Source organism: Cupriavidus sp. R6-3, assembly GCF_059772245.1.
Genome location: NZ_JCBAJO010000100.1, coordinates 1 through 16,352, shown reverse-complemented (window position 1 = coordinate 16,352; position 16,352 = coordinate 1). Strand labels below are relative to the sequence as shown.

The 16,352-nt window shown below is 68.6% G+C and carries 10 protein-coding genes; 4 read left to right on the top strand and 6 right to left on the bottom strand.

All coding sequences use genetic code 11. The annotated features are described in order from the left end of the window. The 3 genes from AC6EI8_RS15785 to AC6EI8_RS15775 all read left to right on the top strand — a co-directional run. Positions 1-2,183: ImcF-related family protein (locus AC6EI8_RS15785; RefSeq protein ID WP_498382346.1), on the top strand; the 2,183-nt coding region annotated here is incomplete at its 5' end. Next, a complete protein-coding gene (gene tagF / locus AC6EI8_RS15780; protein ID WP_498382345.1) occupies positions 2,180-3,205 on the top strand; it encodes a type VI secretion system-associated protein TagF in 1,026 nt (341 codons plus the stop codon). The genes AC6EI8_RS15785 and tagF, both read left to right, overlap by 4 nt. Positions 3,206-3,207: 2 nt before the next feature. Further along, a complete protein-coding gene (locus tag AC6EI8_RS15775) occupies positions 3,208-4,008 on the top strand; it encodes an OmpA family protein (RefSeq protein WP_265632348.1) in 801 nt (266 codons plus the stop codon). A gap of 159 nt (positions 4,009-4,167) precedes the next feature. Here the strand turns inward: AC6EI8_RS15775 and tssA are convergent, their stop codons facing one another. The 6 genes from tssA to AC6EI8_RS15745 form a co-directional block, all read right to left on the bottom strand. Beyond that, positions 4,168-5,265, bottom strand: coding sequence for a type VI secretion system protein TssA (gene tssA, locus AC6EI8_RS15770; RefSeq protein ID WP_498382344.1), 1,098 nt, complete (start codon positions 5,263-5,265; stop codon positions 4,168-4,170). A 102-nt stretch (positions 5,266-5,367) separates the two neighbouring features. Further along, a complete protein-coding gene (locus AC6EI8_RS15765; protein ID WP_498382343.1) occupies positions 5,368-5,745 on the bottom strand; it encodes a helix-turn-helix domain-containing protein in 378 nt (125 codons plus the stop codon). After that, positions 5,742-5,999 (bottom strand): type II toxin-antitoxin system RelE family toxin, encoded by a 258-nt coding sequence (locus AC6EI8_RS15760; RefSeq protein WP_498382342.1) that lies wholly within the window; start codon positions 5,997-5,999, stop codon positions 5,742-5,744. The genes AC6EI8_RS15765 and AC6EI8_RS15760 overlap by 4 nt, the downstream gene beginning before the upstream one ends. Before the next feature lie 163 nt (positions 6,000-6,162). Beyond that, the gene (gene purL, locus AC6EI8_RS15755; protein WP_498382341.1) at positions 6,163-10,209 is read right to left on the bottom strand and encodes a phosphoribosylformylglycinamidine synthase; all 4,047 of its coding nucleotides are present in this window, start codon (positions 10,207-10,209) and stop codon (positions 6,163-6,165) included. Positions 10,210-10,547: 338 nt separating this feature from the next. Continuing rightward, positions 10,548-14,135 (bottom strand): hydantoinase B/oxoprolinase family protein, encoded by a 3,588-nt coding sequence (locus AC6EI8_RS15750; protein WP_226107035.1) that lies wholly within the window; start codon positions 14,133-14,135, stop codon positions 10,548-10,550. Between the two features lie 211 nt (positions 14,136-14,346). After that, a complete protein-coding gene (locus AC6EI8_RS15745) occupies positions 14,347-14,955 on the bottom strand; it encodes a winged helix DNA-binding protein (protein WP_149318850.1) in 609 nt (202 codons plus the stop codon). A gap of 468 nt (positions 14,956-15,423) precedes the next feature. On the opposite strand from AC6EI8_RS15745, the gene AC6EI8_RS15740 reads away from it, so the two are divergent. Beyond that, positions 15,424-16,352 (top strand): amidase family protein (locus AC6EI8_RS15740; RefSeq protein ID WP_498382340.1); only part of this gene is annotated, 929 nt, incomplete at its 3' end.

The following is a 16,352-nucleotide window of genomic DNA, read 5'->3' as shown; positions in this document are numbered from 1 at the left end:
CGGTCGCCGCGACCGCCCCGTCCGCTGTCGACATGACAGCCGCGCTCAACACCGAATCGCCTAACGCCAAGCGCTATGCCGATGCCTCCCCGACCAACGTCGAGGACGCCTACAACGCGCTGAAGACCTATCTGATGCTGGCGGACAAGCGCCATGTCGAGGTCGCGCACCTGACCGACCAGGTCACGCGCTTCTGGCGTGGCTGGCTCGAGGAAAACCGCGGCAACATGCCGCGCGAGCAGCTGATCCGCGCGGCCGAGCGCAACATCTCCTTCTACCTGGCGCGCGTCAACGACGACAACTGGCCGCTGCTGGAGAGCAACCTGTCGCTGATCGACCAGACCCGCGAGAACCTGCGCCGCGTGGTGCGCGGCATGCCGGCACGCGAGCGCGCCTATGCCGAGATCAAGGCGCGCGCGGCCACCCGCTTCGCGCCGATGACGGTGGCCCGCATCGTCGGCGACGCCGGCGCGACGGTGGTCGCCGGCAGCTACGCGGTGCCCGGCACCTTCACCCGGGAAGCCTGGCTGCAATACGTGCAGCCGGCCATCCGCGAGGCGGCCAGCAAGGAGCTGCAGAGCAAGGACTGGGTGCTGAACGTCGCCGCCCGCGACGACCTGACGCTCGAGGGCAGCCCCGAGCAGATCCAGAAGACGCTGGTGTCGATGTACAAGAACGAATACGCCAAGGAGTGGCAGCGCTTCATGCAGGGCGTGGCCGTGCAGGAGTTCAAGAGCTTCGACCAGGCCGTGACCGCGATGAACCTGCTGGGGGATCCGGTCAACTCGCCGATCCGCAAGCTGTTCGACGCCGCCTATGAGCAGACCTCGTGGGACAACCCATCGATCGTCAACGCCGGCCTGAAGCAGGCGAAGACCGGCGTGATCGAATGGTTCAAGCGCTGGGTCTCGCGCGGCACGCCGTCCGGCGTCAGCGTCAATGTCGACAGCGCGAGCCTGGCCTCCGCGTCCGACGCCGGCAACATCCCCATGGGCCCCGTCGGCAAGGAGTTCTCGGGCCTGGCCAAGATCGCCGTGATGCGCGACAACAATTCGCTGCTGCGCGGCTATATGGAGGCGCTGTCGAAGGTCCGCACGCGCTTCAACACCATCAAGAACCAGGGCGACCCCGGCCCCGGCGCGCGCCAGCTGATGCAGCAAACGCTCGACGGCAACGGCTCCGAGCTGGCCGACGCGCTGAAGTACGTCGACGAGCAGATGCTGACGGGCATGACCGACAGCCAGCGCCAGACGCTGCGTCCGCTGCTGGTGCGTCCGCTGCTGCAGTCGTATGCGGTGACGATCCGTCCTGCCAGCGTGGAGATCAACAAGGTGTGGAACGCGCAGGTCTACCAGCCCTTCATGCAGACGCTGGCGACCAAGTACCCGTTTGCCTCGGATGCCAAGATCGAGGCCAGCGCGGCCGAGATCGGCCAGGTGTTCGGTCCGGACGGTGCCATCGCCAAGTTCGCCGGCACCACCATCGGGCCGCTGTCGGTTCGCCGTGGCGACATGATCGCCGCGCGCACCTGGGGCGATCTGGGCGTGACCTTCGCGCCGGAGTTCACCACCAACTTCACGCGCTGGATCGCGCCGCTGACCGGCGGCGCGGCGGCCGGTGCCGGCGGTGCCGCCGCTGCCGCCCCGCAGACCGTGTTCCAGATCCTGCCGTCGCCGGCGGCCGGCACCACCGAATACACGATCGAGATCGACGGCCAGCAGCTGCGCTATCGCAATACGCCGCCGCAGTGGACCAACTTCGTCTGGCCCAATCCGCAGGGCACGCCAGGCGCGCGCATCACCGCGACGACCTTCGATGGCCGCACCGTCGAGGTGCTCAGCGAACCGGGCCGCTTCGGCCTGGAGCGCCTGATCGCCACGGCCTCGCGCAAGCGCCGTCCGGATGGCGCGTTCGAGCTGTCGTGGACACAGGGCGGCACCACCGTCGCGGTGGCGCTGCGCATCGTCAGCAGCCCGCAGACCACCACGGCGGCCGCCGACTCGCCGCAGGGACAGGGTCTGCGCGGCCTGAAGCTGCCGCCCGCGATCGCCGACGCGTCGGCGCCTGTCACCGCCACGGAGGCGGCGCAGCCTGCCCCCGCCGCTTCGGCGCCCGTCGCACAGTCAGGTGCACAGCCCGGTGCGCAGCCCGGCGCGCCCGTGCGTGCAGGAGGTGCGCAATGAGCCAGGCAGCGCAATTGCAGCTCGCGTACTTCGGCAAGCTTCCGTCGCGCGGCGACTTCGTCAAGAGCCCGAACCAGACCCAGCTGCTCGATACGCTCGATCGCTGGCTGTCGCAGGCGATGGAGATGCTGGCCGAGGACCCGGGCTGGAAGACGGTCTATGACGCGTGGCAGCCGGTCCAGTTCGCCTTCCTCGGTTCGCAGAGCCGGCTGGCGATCGCCGGCACGGTGATGGCCAGCAACGACCAGTCGTCGCGCCGCTTCCCCTTCCTCGCCGCCGCCGCGCTGGAGATCGACCAGCCGCTGCCGTTCATCGCGCGCAGCCCGCTGGCGCTGACGCGGCTGTGGACGCGCGCCAGCCATCAGATGCAGGAGCTGGTCTCCGCCGCCGATCCGGCCGAGGGCCTGCGCAATCTGGCGCAGACCCAGTTCGCGGTCGAGATCGGCGCGGGCGCGCAGGCCTACGACGCCAGCTTCAAGGACTTCATCGAATTCCAGACCGTGGCCGGCCTGGAGCAGATGCTGCGCGCCGACGGGCAGACGCTGTGCCTGCGCCGCACGCTGGTCGCGCTCGGCATCCTGCTCGAACCGGTGATGAGCGCCGGCACGTCGCGGCTGGACAAGGGCCTGACGCTGCCGTTGCCGTCCGACCCCGTCTATCGCAGCCTGGTGGCAAGCTTCTGGCTCGACCAGGTGTCGGGCTTCCTGAAGCGCGGCGACTTCGAGCTGTCGCTGTTCCTCGGCCGCGTGGGTAACGAGACCACGGGACAGGGACAAGGACAACGCGGCCGCAGCGAGCGGCTGGTGATCGGCTTCAACGGGGCCTCGTCGCGCACGCTGCACGGCATCATGTCGCCGCTGGCGTACGGCGAAGTCAATATCGACATCGACGACCCGCAGTGGGTGGACCAGCATGCCGGCTCGCGCTATGGCGTGGCCAAGCTGGCCAGCTATCTCGAGCAGCCGCAGCTGTCGTTGCGCGCGGCGCTCGACACCTTCCGCGAAGTCTTCATCGGAGAATGATCATGCGTTCGGTTTTCCCGGCCTGCCGCGCTGTTGCGCTGGCGACGGCCCTGACCTGGCTGCTGGCGGCGCCCGCCTCCGCCCAGACGCCTGCCGGCGCGGATGCAGCGGCAGGTCGCGTGGTGGCCGGCGGCGCGGTGCCGGACGAGGCCACCAAGGCCGAGGTGCTGGCGCGGCTGCGCGAGCTGTATGGCGCGGCCAACGTGGTCGATCAGATCGAGGTTGGCGGCGTGGTGTCGCCGCCGAACTGGACCGCCAACGTGCAGAAGGTGCTGTCGCCGCAGATCAAGCAGGTCAAGCGGGGCCAGCTGAGCATCGACGGCACGCAGATCGCGCTGTACGGCGATGTCGCCGACGAGGGCCAGCGGCAGCAGATCGCCACCACGATGTCGAGCGGGCTGGGCCAGAACTATACGGTCAAGAACGGCCTGCGCGTGCCGGCCTCGGGGCAGGATCTGCTGGACCGCACGCTGGCGAACCGGATCATCGAATTCGAGACCGGCAGCGCCACGCTGACGCCGAAGGGCCGCGTGATTCTCGACGAGATGGCGGCGGTGCTGCCGAAGCTGTCGGGACGCAAGATCGAGATCGTCGGGCACACCGACAATTCGGGCAGCCGCGCGCTCAATCTCGCGCTGTCGCAGTCGCGCGCGGAGACGGTCAAGAGCTATCTGGCCGGCAAGGGCATCGAACCGTCGGTGCTGTCGGCGGTCGGCGTGGGACCGGATCAGCCGATCGCGCCGAACGACAAGGAAGAGAACCGGGCGCGCAATCGGCGCATCGAGTTCAGGGCGAGTCAGTAAGGGCTGGCGGCACTGGCTGTGTCGTCCCAGCTTTCGCGGGAACGACGGTGTCGGGGGCGCCTGCCCACGACTTCCGGGGACGACGGTTTCGGCGGGGTGTTTGCCCCACCGTCTTTCTGGGATGACGGTGTCGGTGAGGCGTCGGCCCCACCGTCATCTTCAATGGCTCGAATCGCTCTCCGCGTCCGGCATCACGCCCAGCAATTCCTCGATCTGCGACAGCGTGGCGTCGTCCTTCACGACGGTGCGCAGCCAGGCGTGCAGCGGCATCTCGCCCCACTTGGCCGCGCGCGCGGCCAGGTACGCGACCGGGCTGTGGGGTTCGGTACGGCGGAAGAAATCGGCGACTTCGCGCAGCTGCGCCAGGGCCTGCTGGCGCGTGCGGATCGGACCGCTGACCGCGGCCGCGCCCTGCCCGCTGACGGCGGGCGCTTCGGCACGACCGACTGCGGTAGGTATGGCCGCCTGCCCGGCCTCGTTCGCACCGGCAGCCGGCGCGGCGGGCTTGCCGACGAAGCGCTCGACCAGCGCCCGCACGGCCTCCAGCGCTTCACGCGCCTGCCGGAAGCTCGGCGCATGCTCGCCCGCCTTGGCGTCGAGCACATCGCTGAGCCTGGCCAGCGCCTGCTGGCACGACACCACGTCCTGCAGCAGCGCGACATGGAAGTCGGCCGGCGTCGCCTTGCGCGCGGCCTCGAACGCTTCCTGCGTGACCTTGCCTTCGGCCAGTTCGTCGGCGTGATCGGGATCGCGGCGGATCGCCTCGGTCAGCGCGGTCGCGACCTCCCAGTCGACATAGCCATAGCCGCCGGCGGCCTCGTCGACCAGCGGAATCTCGCGAATCAGCTGGCGCGAGCGCGTCGCCAGCCAGGCCACGCTGCCGGTGCGATATTCGAGGTCTTCCTCGTCGGCGCGCGGATGCAGGCCGCTCCAGAACGCCTCGCACAGCTGCGCGGCCAGCGTATAGCCGTCGCGCAAGCCCGCAAATCCTCTTGTCTTGGCCAGCGCCTCGGTCAGCCACACCGCCAGCCGCAGATCCTTGGTCCGCTCCGACAGCAGACGCGTCGACAGCTCGACCACCTGACGCCAGTCCGCCTCCTTCAACTCGGTCACCCACTCGCCCTGGTCCAGCGAGGGATCGTCGAAACGGCGCGCCTCCTGAATGCGGTCGAATTCGGCCGAGAACAGCAGATCCTCGCCGCAAGGGTCCTCGCCCGGAACAGGTTGCAGCAAACGGTCGAAGGAGAGAGTCGCCATATCAGCCCGCAGGAAATGGAATGGCGGGTAGTGTAGCGCGTGGACATCATGACAACCAATGCCAAAGCCACCGCCGCGGAAACGGATGCCGCATTGGAAGACTCAGTCGCGTCGTTCGAGCAACAGTTCGATCGGTACGTTGAGCGCATCGGCAAGGCTCTGCAACACATCGATGCTGCCGCCCCGTTTGCGGCTCTCGATCTGGCTGAGATAGGGCTTGCTCAGGCCCGCGGCGTTGGCCAGTGCATCCTGTGTCAGCCGGCGATAGTCGCGCCACGCCTTTACGGGATGGTCTCCAGCCAGTTCGGCGTCCAGTACGACCGCCGGAACACGAAAGCCGTCGTCCTGCGACTTCGCACGGTCGAACAGGGCTACATCGTCCAGGTCCTCCATCAAATGCTTGACCTGCTCCCATACCTCGATGGGTACGACGGCAAACTCCGGCTTGCCGTCGCGCTGGATGAATTGGATCTGGGTCATTGGTATGCACCTCCGCGTGGTCTTACAGCCAGCACCACGATAACCAGCCGGCCATCCTCGATCTGATACAAGACTCGCCAGTCGCCGACGCGCAAGCGGTAGCCGTCGCGGCCTACCAGTTTCTTGACGTTGCGATTCGGCGCGAAAGGATCGGCGGCAAGCGCTTCGATCTTTGCCCGAATATTGACGGCCATGTTCGTCGGCATTGCCCTCAGCGCCTGGGCGGCCTGCCTGGTGAATTCGACGGAGTACATGGCCGCATGTTAGCGGCCAGCTAATATTGTAGCTAATAAAGTTAGCTACGAAAAGGTGAAGATTCGTGTCGCCCCGACAAAGCAAAAAGGCCCGCATCGCGCGGGCCTTTTGCTTCAATCGAACCTCAACCGGAGTCGAAACCGGAATCGAAACCGGAGCGGCTTACCCCACCCACTTCCGCGCATTGCGGAACATGCGCATCCACGGGCTGGCGCCGTCGGGGATCTGTTTCCAGGCGTCGGGGGCCCAGCTCATCGTGGCGGTGCGGAACACGCGTTCCGGGTGGGGCATCAGCACGGTGAAGCGGCCGTCGACCGTGGTCACCGAGGTGATGCCGTCCGGCGAGCCGTTCGGGTTCAGCGGGTAGGTCTGCGTCACCGCACCGCGGTTGTCGACGAAGCGCAGCGAGACGTCGACCTTGCTCTTGTCGCCCTGCTGCGAGAAGTCGGCATAGCCCTCGCCGTGCGCGACGACGATCGGGATGCGGCTGCCTTCCATGCCGGCGAAGAAGATCGACGGCGACTGCTGGACCTCGACCGTGACGAAGCGCGCTTCGTACTGCTCGCTCTGGTTGCGCGTGAACTTGGGCCAGGCACCGGCGCCGGGGATGATCGGCGCGAGATTGCTCATCATCTGGCAGCCGTTGCAGACGCCCAGCGCGAAGGTGTCGGTGCGGTTGAAGAAGGCCGCGAACTGCTCGGCCATCGCGCCGTTGAACAGGATGGTCTTGGCCCAGCCTTCGCCCGCGCCCAGCACGTCGCCGTAGCTGAAGCCGCCGCAGGCGACGAAGCCGACGAAGTCGTCCAGCTTCGCGCGGCCCGCGATCAGGTCGCTCATATGGACGTCGTAGGTATCGAAGCCCGCGCGGTCCATGCTGTACGCCATCTCGATCTGCGAGTTGACGCCCTGCTCGCGCAGGATCGCCACGCGCGGCCTGGCGCCGCTGGCGATGAACGGCGCGGCGATGTCCTCCGCCGGATCGAAGGTCAGGCTCGGCGTGATGCCGGGATCCGCGGCATCGAGCAGCAGCTCGTATTCGCTGTCAGCGCAGGCGGGGTTGTCGCGCAGCCGCGCGATGCGCCAGCTGACCTCGCTCCAGACACGCTGCAGCTCGGCACGCGGGGCACCGAACACCTTCTTGGCGTCGCGGTAGATCTCGATCTGGTCGCTGCCGTTGGGCTTGCCGACCACATGGCTGCAGGCCGACAGGCCGGCCTCGCGCAGCGCGGCGAACACGGCGTCGCGATCCTCGAGCTTGACCTGAATCACCGCGCCCAGCTCTTCGGAGAACAGCGCGCGCAGCGTCTGGTCGTTGCGGCGCTCGGCGATCTGCTGGGCCCAGTTCTTGGCGTCGCCGTAGTCCTGTTCCTGCGTCGGATCGAGCGTCAGCATGTCGACGTTCAGCGACAGGCCGCAATGGCCGGCGAAGGCCATTTCGGCCAGCGTCGCCATCAGGCCGCCGTCCGAGCGGTCGTGATAGGCCAGCAGCTTGCCCTCGCGGTTCAGGCGCTGGATCGCGTGGAAGAAGTTGCGCAGATCGGCCGCGTCGTCGACATCGGGAACGCTGTCGCCGACCTGTTGCGTGACCTGCGCCAGGATGCTGCCGCCGAGGCGGTTCTTGCCGCGGCCCAGGTCGATCGCGATCAGCACGGAATCGCCCAGGTCGGTGCGCAGCTGCGGCGTCAGCGTGCGGTTGACGTCGTCGACCGCGGCGAACGCCGAGATGATCAGCGACACCGGCGCGACCACTTCCTTGGCCACGCCCGCATCGTCCCACTTGGTGCGCATCGACAGCGAATCCTTGCCGACCGGAATGCTGATGCCCAGCGCCGGGCACAGCTCCATGCCGACCGCGCGCACCGTGTCGTACAGCCTGGCGTCCTCGCCCTCGACGCCGCAGGCAGCCATCCAGTTGGCCGACAGCTTGACCTTGCCGAGGTCCTTGACCGGGGCCGCGGCCAGATTGGTCAGCGCCTCGCCGATCGCCATGCGGCCCGATGCCGGGGCGTCGATCACGGCCAGCGGGGTGCGCTCGCCCATCGTCATCGCCTCGCCGGCCTTGCCCTGGTAGTCGAGCGTGGTGACCGCGACATCGGCCACCGGCACCTGCCACGGGCCGACCATCTGGTCGCGCGCGTTCATGCCGCCGACGCTGCGGTCGCCGATCGTGATCAGGAAGGACTTGCTGGCGACGGTCGGGTGGCGCAGCACGTCGCGCACCGCCTGCTCCAGCGCGATGCCGGTGACGTCCACCGCCGGCAGCGATTGCTCGACGCGCTTGACGTCGCGATGCATGCGCGGCGGCTTGCCGAGCAGCACGTCCATCGGCATGTCGACCGCGTAGTGCTCCTTCAGCGCCTGATCGACGCTGGCATCGACCAGTTGCAGCTGCTTTTCCTCGGTGGCCACGCCCACCACCGCGAACGGCGAACGCTCGCGCTCGCACATCGCGGCAAAGCGCGGGAAGCTGTCCGGCGCGATCGCCAGCACATAGCGCTCCTGCGATTCGTTGCACCAGATCTCGGCCGGCGACAGGCCGGACTCTTCCAGATGGATCTGGCGCAGCTCGAAGCGCGCGCCGCGGCCGGCGCCGTCGACCACTTCGGGGAAGGCATTGGACAGGCCGCCCGCGCCCACGTCGTGGATCGACAGGATCGGGTTCTCGTCGCCGAGCTGCCAGCAGGCGTTGATCACTTCCTGGGCGCGCCGCTCCATTTCCGGGTTGCCGCGCTGGACCGAGTCGAAATCGAGGTCCGCCGTATTGGCGCCGGTCGCCATCGAACTGGCCGCGCCGCCGCCCATGCCGATGCGCATGCCCGGGCCGCCCAGCTGGATCAGCAGCGAACCGGCCGGCAGCGGCTCCTTGTGCGTATGCGAGGCGTCGATATTGCCGATGCCGCCGGCAATCATGATGGGCTTGTGGTAGCCGCGCACGGTGCCGCCGACGTTCTGCTCGTAGACGCGGAAATAGCCGCCCAGGTTGGCGCGGCCGAATTCGTTGTTGAAGGCGGCGCCACCCAGCGGGCCTTCGATCATGATCTGCAGCGGCGAGGCGATGCGCTCGGGCTTGCCGGTCACCGCCGGCCGTTCGTCGGGATTGCGGAAGGCCAGCGGCTGGGCGGCGTCGCGCGCGTTCTCCCACGGCTCGACCGCGCCGGGCAGCATCAGGTTGGACACCGTGAAGCCGGTCAGGCCGGCCTTGGGCTTGGCGCCGCGGCCGGTCGCGCCCTCGTCGCGGATTTCGCCGCCGGCGCCGGTCGAGGCCCCGGGGAACGGCGAGATCGCGGTCGGGTGGTTATGCGTCTCGACCTTCATCAGCGTGTGGGTCAGCGCCTGATGGCGGCCATACTGGTGCGCGTCGCCCCGCGGGAACCAGCGTTCGGCGACATCGCCCTCCATCACCGCCGAGTTGTCCGAATACGCGACGATCGAACCCTGCGGGTTCAGCTGGTGCGTATTGCGGATCATCGCGAACAGCGACTTGTCCTGTTCCTCGCCGTCGATGGTCCAGGTCGCGTTGAAGATCTTGTGGCGGCAGTGTTCGCTGTTGGCCTGCGCGAACATCATCAGCTCGACGTCGGTCGGGTTGCGGCCGAGCTTGGCGTAGGCATCGACCAGATAATCGATCTCGTCCTCGGACAGCGCCAGGCCCATCGCGACGTTGGCCTCGGCCAGCGCGGCGCGTCCACCCGCCAGGTCGATGAAGCGCAGCGGCTTGGCCGGCAGTTCGTCGAACAGCCCGGCCGCGGCGTCGCGCGTGGCGACCACGGTCTCCGTCATGCGGTCGAACAGCAGCGCCGCCACGGCGTCGCGCGTCAGCGGGTCCAGCGTCTTGCGCCCGCGCAGCAGGCCCTTCTTGCAGATCACCGTGAATTCGATGCCGCGCTCGATCCGGTGCACATGCGACAGGCCGCAGTTGTGCGCGATATCGGTGGCCTTGCTGGCCCACGGGGAGATCGTGCCGAAACGCGGAATCACGACGAAGCGGTCGCCCTCGGGCTGCTCCGCGAACGGCGCGCCATAGGTCAGCAATGCGCGGATGCGGTCGGTATCGCCCTTGTCCAGCGGCTGGTCGGTGTCGACGAAGTGCAGGAACTGGCCGTGCACCGACTCGATGTCGGCGTCGATCTGTTGCAGGGCGGTGAGCAGGCGTTGCTGGCGGAAGGCCGACAGGGCCAATGCGCCGGGGAAGCACGAGAAATGCGCCATGATCTGAGCGGTCGGAGGGCGATGGAGGTGGGACTGCGGCCGGGACCCGGCCGTGGCGTCCGGCCGGACGGGCCGCAAGCCAGCCGGGCGGCGCCGGCGAAAACCGCTATTGTACCCTGCCGAGGGGGATTTCTTGCAGTGCAGTATCGGGCGGATTGGGGGGATTGGGGGATCGGCGCACCGGGGCTGCCCTCTCCCCCGGCCCCTGTCCCGCCGTGCGGGACAGGGGGAGAAAACCAGCAGACCAATCTGTCATCGTCGCAACCCACCCGGGGCTCGTTTTTCTCGCCTGCGGGAGAGGGGCTGAGGGCGAGGGCAACACGCCCCCCCCGCCCGGCCTACGCCGCCCCGTATCCCCCGCCTCCCGGCGTCTCGATCACGAACACATCGCCCACGCCCATCTCGGTGCGCGCCACGTGGGGCAGCGTCTCCTCGCGGCCATCGGCGCGGATCACGCGGTTGCGGCCTGTCGCGCCCGGCTCGCCGCCCGCCATGCGGAACGGGGCATGTACCCGGTTGTTCGACAGGATCGACGCCGTCATCGGCTCGAGGAAGCGCACCTTGCGCACGCCGCCGTTGCCGCCGTGCCAGCGCCCCGCCCCGCCCGATCCGTGCCGGATCTCGTAGCTGTCCAGCCGCACCGGGAAGCGCCACTCCAGCACCTCGGGATCGGTCAGCCGCGAGTTGGTCATATGCGTCTGCACCACGTCGCAGCCGTCGAAGCCGTTGCCGGCGCCGCTGCCGCCCGAGATCGTCTCGTAGTACTGGTAGCGCGCATTGCCGAAGGTGAAATTGTTCATCGTGCCCTGGCTGGCCGCGACCACGCCGAGCGCGCCGTACAGCGCGTTGGTGATGCACGAGGACGTTTCGACATTGCCCGACACCACCGAGGCCGGATAGCGCGGATTGAGCATCGACCCTTCCGGTATCACCACATGCAGCGGCTTCAGGCAGCCGGCGTTCAGCGGGATGTCCTGGTCGACCAGCGTGCGGAACACATACAGCACCGCGGCCATGCAGACCGCGCGCGGGGCATTGAAGTTGTTGGGCAGCTGGTCCGAGGTGCCGGTGAAATCGACCGTCGCCTCGCGGCGCTCGCGGTCCACCGTTACCCGCACGCGGATCTGGGCGCCATTGTCGAGCGGATAGGCATAGCTGCCGTCCGTGAGCGCCGTGATCACGCGCCGCACCGCTTCCTCGGCGTTGTCCTGCACATGGCCCATATAGGCGCGCACCACCGGCAGGCCGAAGTGCGCAACCATCTTGCGCAGCTCCTCGACGCCCTTCGCGTTCGCCGCGACCTGCGCCCGCAGATCGGCCATGTTCTGGTCCACGTTGCGGGCGGGGTAGCGCGCGCCGGCCAGCAGCGCGCGCATGCCGGCATCGTCGAGCACGCCGCCATCGACCAGCAGGAAGTTGTCGATCAGCACGCCCTCCTCCTCGACCACGGTCGAGTCCGGCGGCATCGAGCCCGGCGTGATGCCGCCGATATCGGCGTGATGGCCGCGCGAGCCGACGTAGAACAGCACCTCGCGGCCGTCGGCATCGAACACCGGCGTGATCACCGTCACGTCGGGCAGATGGGTGCCGCCGTTATACGGGTCGTTCAGCACATAGACGTCACCGTCCTTCATCCGTCCGGCATTGCGCGCGATCACGGTCTTGATGCTCTCGCCCATCGAGCCCAGATGCACCGGCATATGGGGCGCGTTGGCGATCAGATTGCCTTCGGCGTCGAAGATCGCGCAGGAGAAGTCGAGCCGCTCCTTGATGTTGACCGAGTACGCGGTGTTCTGCAGCCGCAGGCCCATCTGCTCGGCGATCGACATGAACAGATTGTTGAAGACCTCGAGCATCACCGGATCGGCCTCGGTGCCGATTGCGCGCCGCTGCGGGCGCGGCACCGCGCGCGTCAGCACCAGATGGTCGCGCTCGGTCAGCAGGGCCTGCCAGCCGGGCTCGACCACCGTGGTGGCGTTCTGCTCCGCGATGATCGCCGGACCGGCGAGGCGGTCCCCAGGACGCAGCGTATCGCGCCGGTAGAGGCCGGTCTCGTGCCAGGCGCCGCCGCTGAACATGCGCACCGTCTCGGCGGGCTGCGGCGGACCTTCCCGTGGCGCCAGCGCGGGCGGGCGCTCCTGCGGCGCCTGCGCGACGCCGACCGCCTCCACCGAGACCGCCTCGACGATCAGGCTCTTGTCGGGCATCAGGAAGGCATAGCGCTGGCGGTAGGCGGCCTCGAAGCCGGCGCGCATCGCGGCGGCGTCGCCGAACGGCACCACCAGCGCCGAATCGGTGCCCTCGTAGCGCAGATGGACGCGCCGCAGCACCTCGATGCGGCCCGCGTCCTCGCCCTGCTCCAGCAGCTCGTCGCGCGCCTGCTGCGCGAGCGCGTCGAGCCGCTGCGCCAGCATCGGCACCGCGGCCTCGTCCAGCTTCGCTTCGATGGACAGCTCGCGCATCGCCGTGCGGTCGGCCAGGCCCATGCCGTAGGCCGACAGCACGCCGGCCAGCGGATGGACGAACACGGTCTGCATGCCCAGCGCATCGGCCACCAGGCAGGCGTGCTGCCCGCCGGCGCCGCCGAAGGTGGTCAGCGTGTAGCCGGTCACGTCGTGGCCGCGCTGCACCGAGATCTGCTTGATCGCGTTGGCCATGTTGCCGACCGCGATCTCGATGAAGCCCTCGGCGACCTGCTCCGGCGTGCGGCGGTCGCCGGTCTGCTCGGCGATTTGCGCGGCCAGCTCCTCGAAGCGCGCGACCACGGCATCGCGATCGAGCGGCGCGTCGGCGCGCGGGCCGAACACCGCCGGGAAATGCGCGGGCTGGATCTTGCCCAGCATCACGTTGCAGTCGGTCACCGCCAGCGGGCCGCCGCGGCGATAGCTGGCCGGCCCGGGATTCGCGCCGGCCGAATCGGGGCCGACGCGATAGCGGCTGCCGTCGAAATGCAGCACCGAGCCGCCGCCCGCCGCCACCGTATGGATGCTCATCATCGGCGCGCGCATGCGCACGCCGGCCACGCTGGTCTCGAACACGCGCTCGAAGTCGTTCGGGTGCTTGCCGCTGAAGTGCGACACATCGGTCGACGTGCCGCCCATATCGAAGCCGATGATGCGGTCGAAGCCGGCGCGCTGCGAGGCGCGCACCATGCCGACGATGCCGCCGGCGGGTCCCGACAGGATCGCATCCTTGCCCTGGAAACGATGCGCATCGGTCAGGCCGCCGCTGCTCTGCATGAACTGCAGGTTCACCCCCGGCATCTCGCGCTCGATCTGCTCGACATAGCGGCGCAGGATCGGCGACAGGTAGGCGTCGACCACCGTGGTGTCGCCGCGCGGCACCAGCTTCATCAGCGGCGATACCTCGTGCGACACCGAGACCTGGGCGAAACCGAGCTCGCGCGCGATCCGGGCGGCGCGGGCCTCGTGATCGGCATGGCGATAGCCGTGCATCAGCACGATCGCCACCGCGCGGATGCCGTCGGCCCGCACGCGCAGCATCTGTTCGCGCAGCGCCGCCTCGTCCAGCGGCTGTACTACCTCGCCATGCGCGCCGATGCGTTCGTCGACTTCCACCACCTCGCGATACAGCAGCTCGGGCAGCACGATGTTCAGGTCGAACAGCCGCGGCCGGTTCTGGTAGGCGATGCGCAGCGCGTCGCGATAGCCGCGCGTGATGAACAGCGCGGTGGGCTCGCCCTTGCGCTCGAGCAGCGCGTTGGTGGCCACCGTGGTGCCCATCTTCACCGCGGACACCAGGCGCGGCGTGATCGGCTCGCCCGGGGCCAGACCCAGCAGATGGCGGATGCCGGCCACCGCCGCGTCGGCGTATTGCTCGGGGTTCTCGGACAGCAGCTTGTGCGTGACCACGGTGCCGTCCGGGCGCAGGCCGACGATATCGGTGAAGGTGCCGCCGCGATCGATCCAGAATTGCCAGCGAGGGTCGGGCGTGGCGGCTTGCGATTCGGCTTGCGTTTCGGCTTGCGTTTCGGCTTGCGAAGCGGACTGCGATGCGGCGGACTGCGATGTGGCTTGCGACTCGGAATGGGACACGCGGAAGTACCTCGGAAGGAAATGAGGATAGTCGTCGGGCGTGCAGCCGCACGTGAGCTCGACGCGGTGAATTCGTGCGGCGCTACAGCGACGTCGCGGAACGCGCCGCCTGCTCGTACAGCCCGGTCAGCACGCGCAACAGCCGTGCCAGTTCGCCGATCTCGGCGTTCTCCGCGCTGCCCGGGGTCATATTGCTGGTCAGGCATTGCTCGCGGATTTCGCGATACCGGGCGCACGCCTCGGTGCCTGCCGTGGTGGTGCTGTAGGTCGCCTCCTTGCCGACGCGCACGCCGGCAACCAGGCCCATGCCCTGCAGCTTCTTCAGCGAGTAGGTCACCAGATGGGTGTCCTCGACGTTCAGCACGAAGCAGATGTCGGCGAGCCGCTTGGCGCGCCCGCGGTGGTTGACGTGGTGGAGCACCAGCACGTCGAGAAAGGTCAGGTCGCGCACGCCGGCCGCGCCCATGCAGCGCACCACCCAGCGGCTATAGGCGTTGTAGGCGGTGTTCAGGCCGAACTCGAATTCGGACAGCTCGGGACTGCGCGACGACACCAGATGCGCGGACGACACGATGCCGGCGCCGGCCTGGCGCGCGACACCTTCGGCGGCCGCGGCATCGGTGGACACCACCACGGCGGAAGGCATGTCGGGAGAAGCAACATCGTCGCGGCGGCTCGGCTTTCGGGCCATGGACAGGACTCCTGCAGTGGGACAGCGGAGAACGAACGGCTTGGCGCGTCGCGGATCGCGTGGTTTGCGGATCGCGGATTCCTGATCGCGAATCTTCGATCACGGGCGCCGTCTAGGGATTTCCCGGAGGCCGCGGCGGTAATTTCAGCTTGACAGTTTATCGACAAATTATGAGCATGAGTACCCGGTAACGATGGGGATTGCGCGGCACTGCAGCGACCGCTTCCGTGTGCAATTTGCGCACGAATCCTGGGCATCCGGCGCGCCGCGCACTGTCGCGGGGCAAGCGGCAACGACATTCAGGGCGCGCGCCTGCCTGCGTCTTCACGCTTTCCCTTGTCTGCATTGTTTGCCTTATCGTTGTCTGCTTGCAGCGAACGTACGGTGTCGATGCGCATTACCGTTTCCGACTCGTTTCCGACGTTGTTCACCGCCCGATCTCACCGCCCGAGCCTGCACCCGATGACGATGCCCGCCACACTGCTTCCCGATATCGACACGCTGAACCGACTGGCCCGCGATGGCCGGCTCTCGCGCACGGCGCTGTTGCAGCAGGCGCAGGCGCGTGCCAGGGAACCAGCGGCGCAGGCGGTATTCCTGCAGACCAGCTTCGATAGCGCCGCCAGCGCGGCGCAGGCCGCCGATGCCGCGGCGCTCGCCGGCAAGCCGCTGCATCCGCTGGCCGGGCTGCCGGTATCGATCAAGGACCTGTTCGATATCGGCGGCGAAATCACGCGCGCCGCCTCGACGGCACGCGCCGATGCGGCGCCGGCAAGCGAAGACGCCCCGGTCGTCGCACGGCTGCGCGCGGTGGGTGCCGCGCTGGTCGGCCGCACCAACATGACCGAGTTCGCCTTCTCCGGCGTCGGCATCAACCCGCACTACGGCACGCCGGTCAATCCGCACGACGGCGCGGTGGCGCGCATCTGCGGCGGCTCGTCGTCGGGCGCCGCGGCCTCCGTGGCGCTCGGCCTCTCTGTCGCGGCGCTGGGCAGCGATACCGGCGGTTCGATCCGCATCCCGGCCGCGCTGTGCGGCCTGACGGGCTTCAAGCCTACCGCCCGGCGCGTGCCGCTGACGGGCGCCTTTCCGCTGTCTTTCTCGCTCGATACCGCCTGCGCGATGGCGCGCACAGTGGCCGACTGCGTGCTGGTCGACGGCGTGATCGCGGACCAGGCGCTGGTCCCCGTGCGCAAGGCCGCCGGCGCGCTGCGGCTGGCGGTCCCGCGCCAGCTGTTGCTCGACGATCTCGACGAGACCGTGTCGCGCGCCTTCGATCGCACGCTCGGGCGGCTGTCCGCCGCCGGCGTGCAGATCGAACATGTGGACGTGCCCGAGCTGCTGGAACTGTCGACGCTGAACGCGCAGGGCGGACTGACCGCGGCCGAAGCCTATGC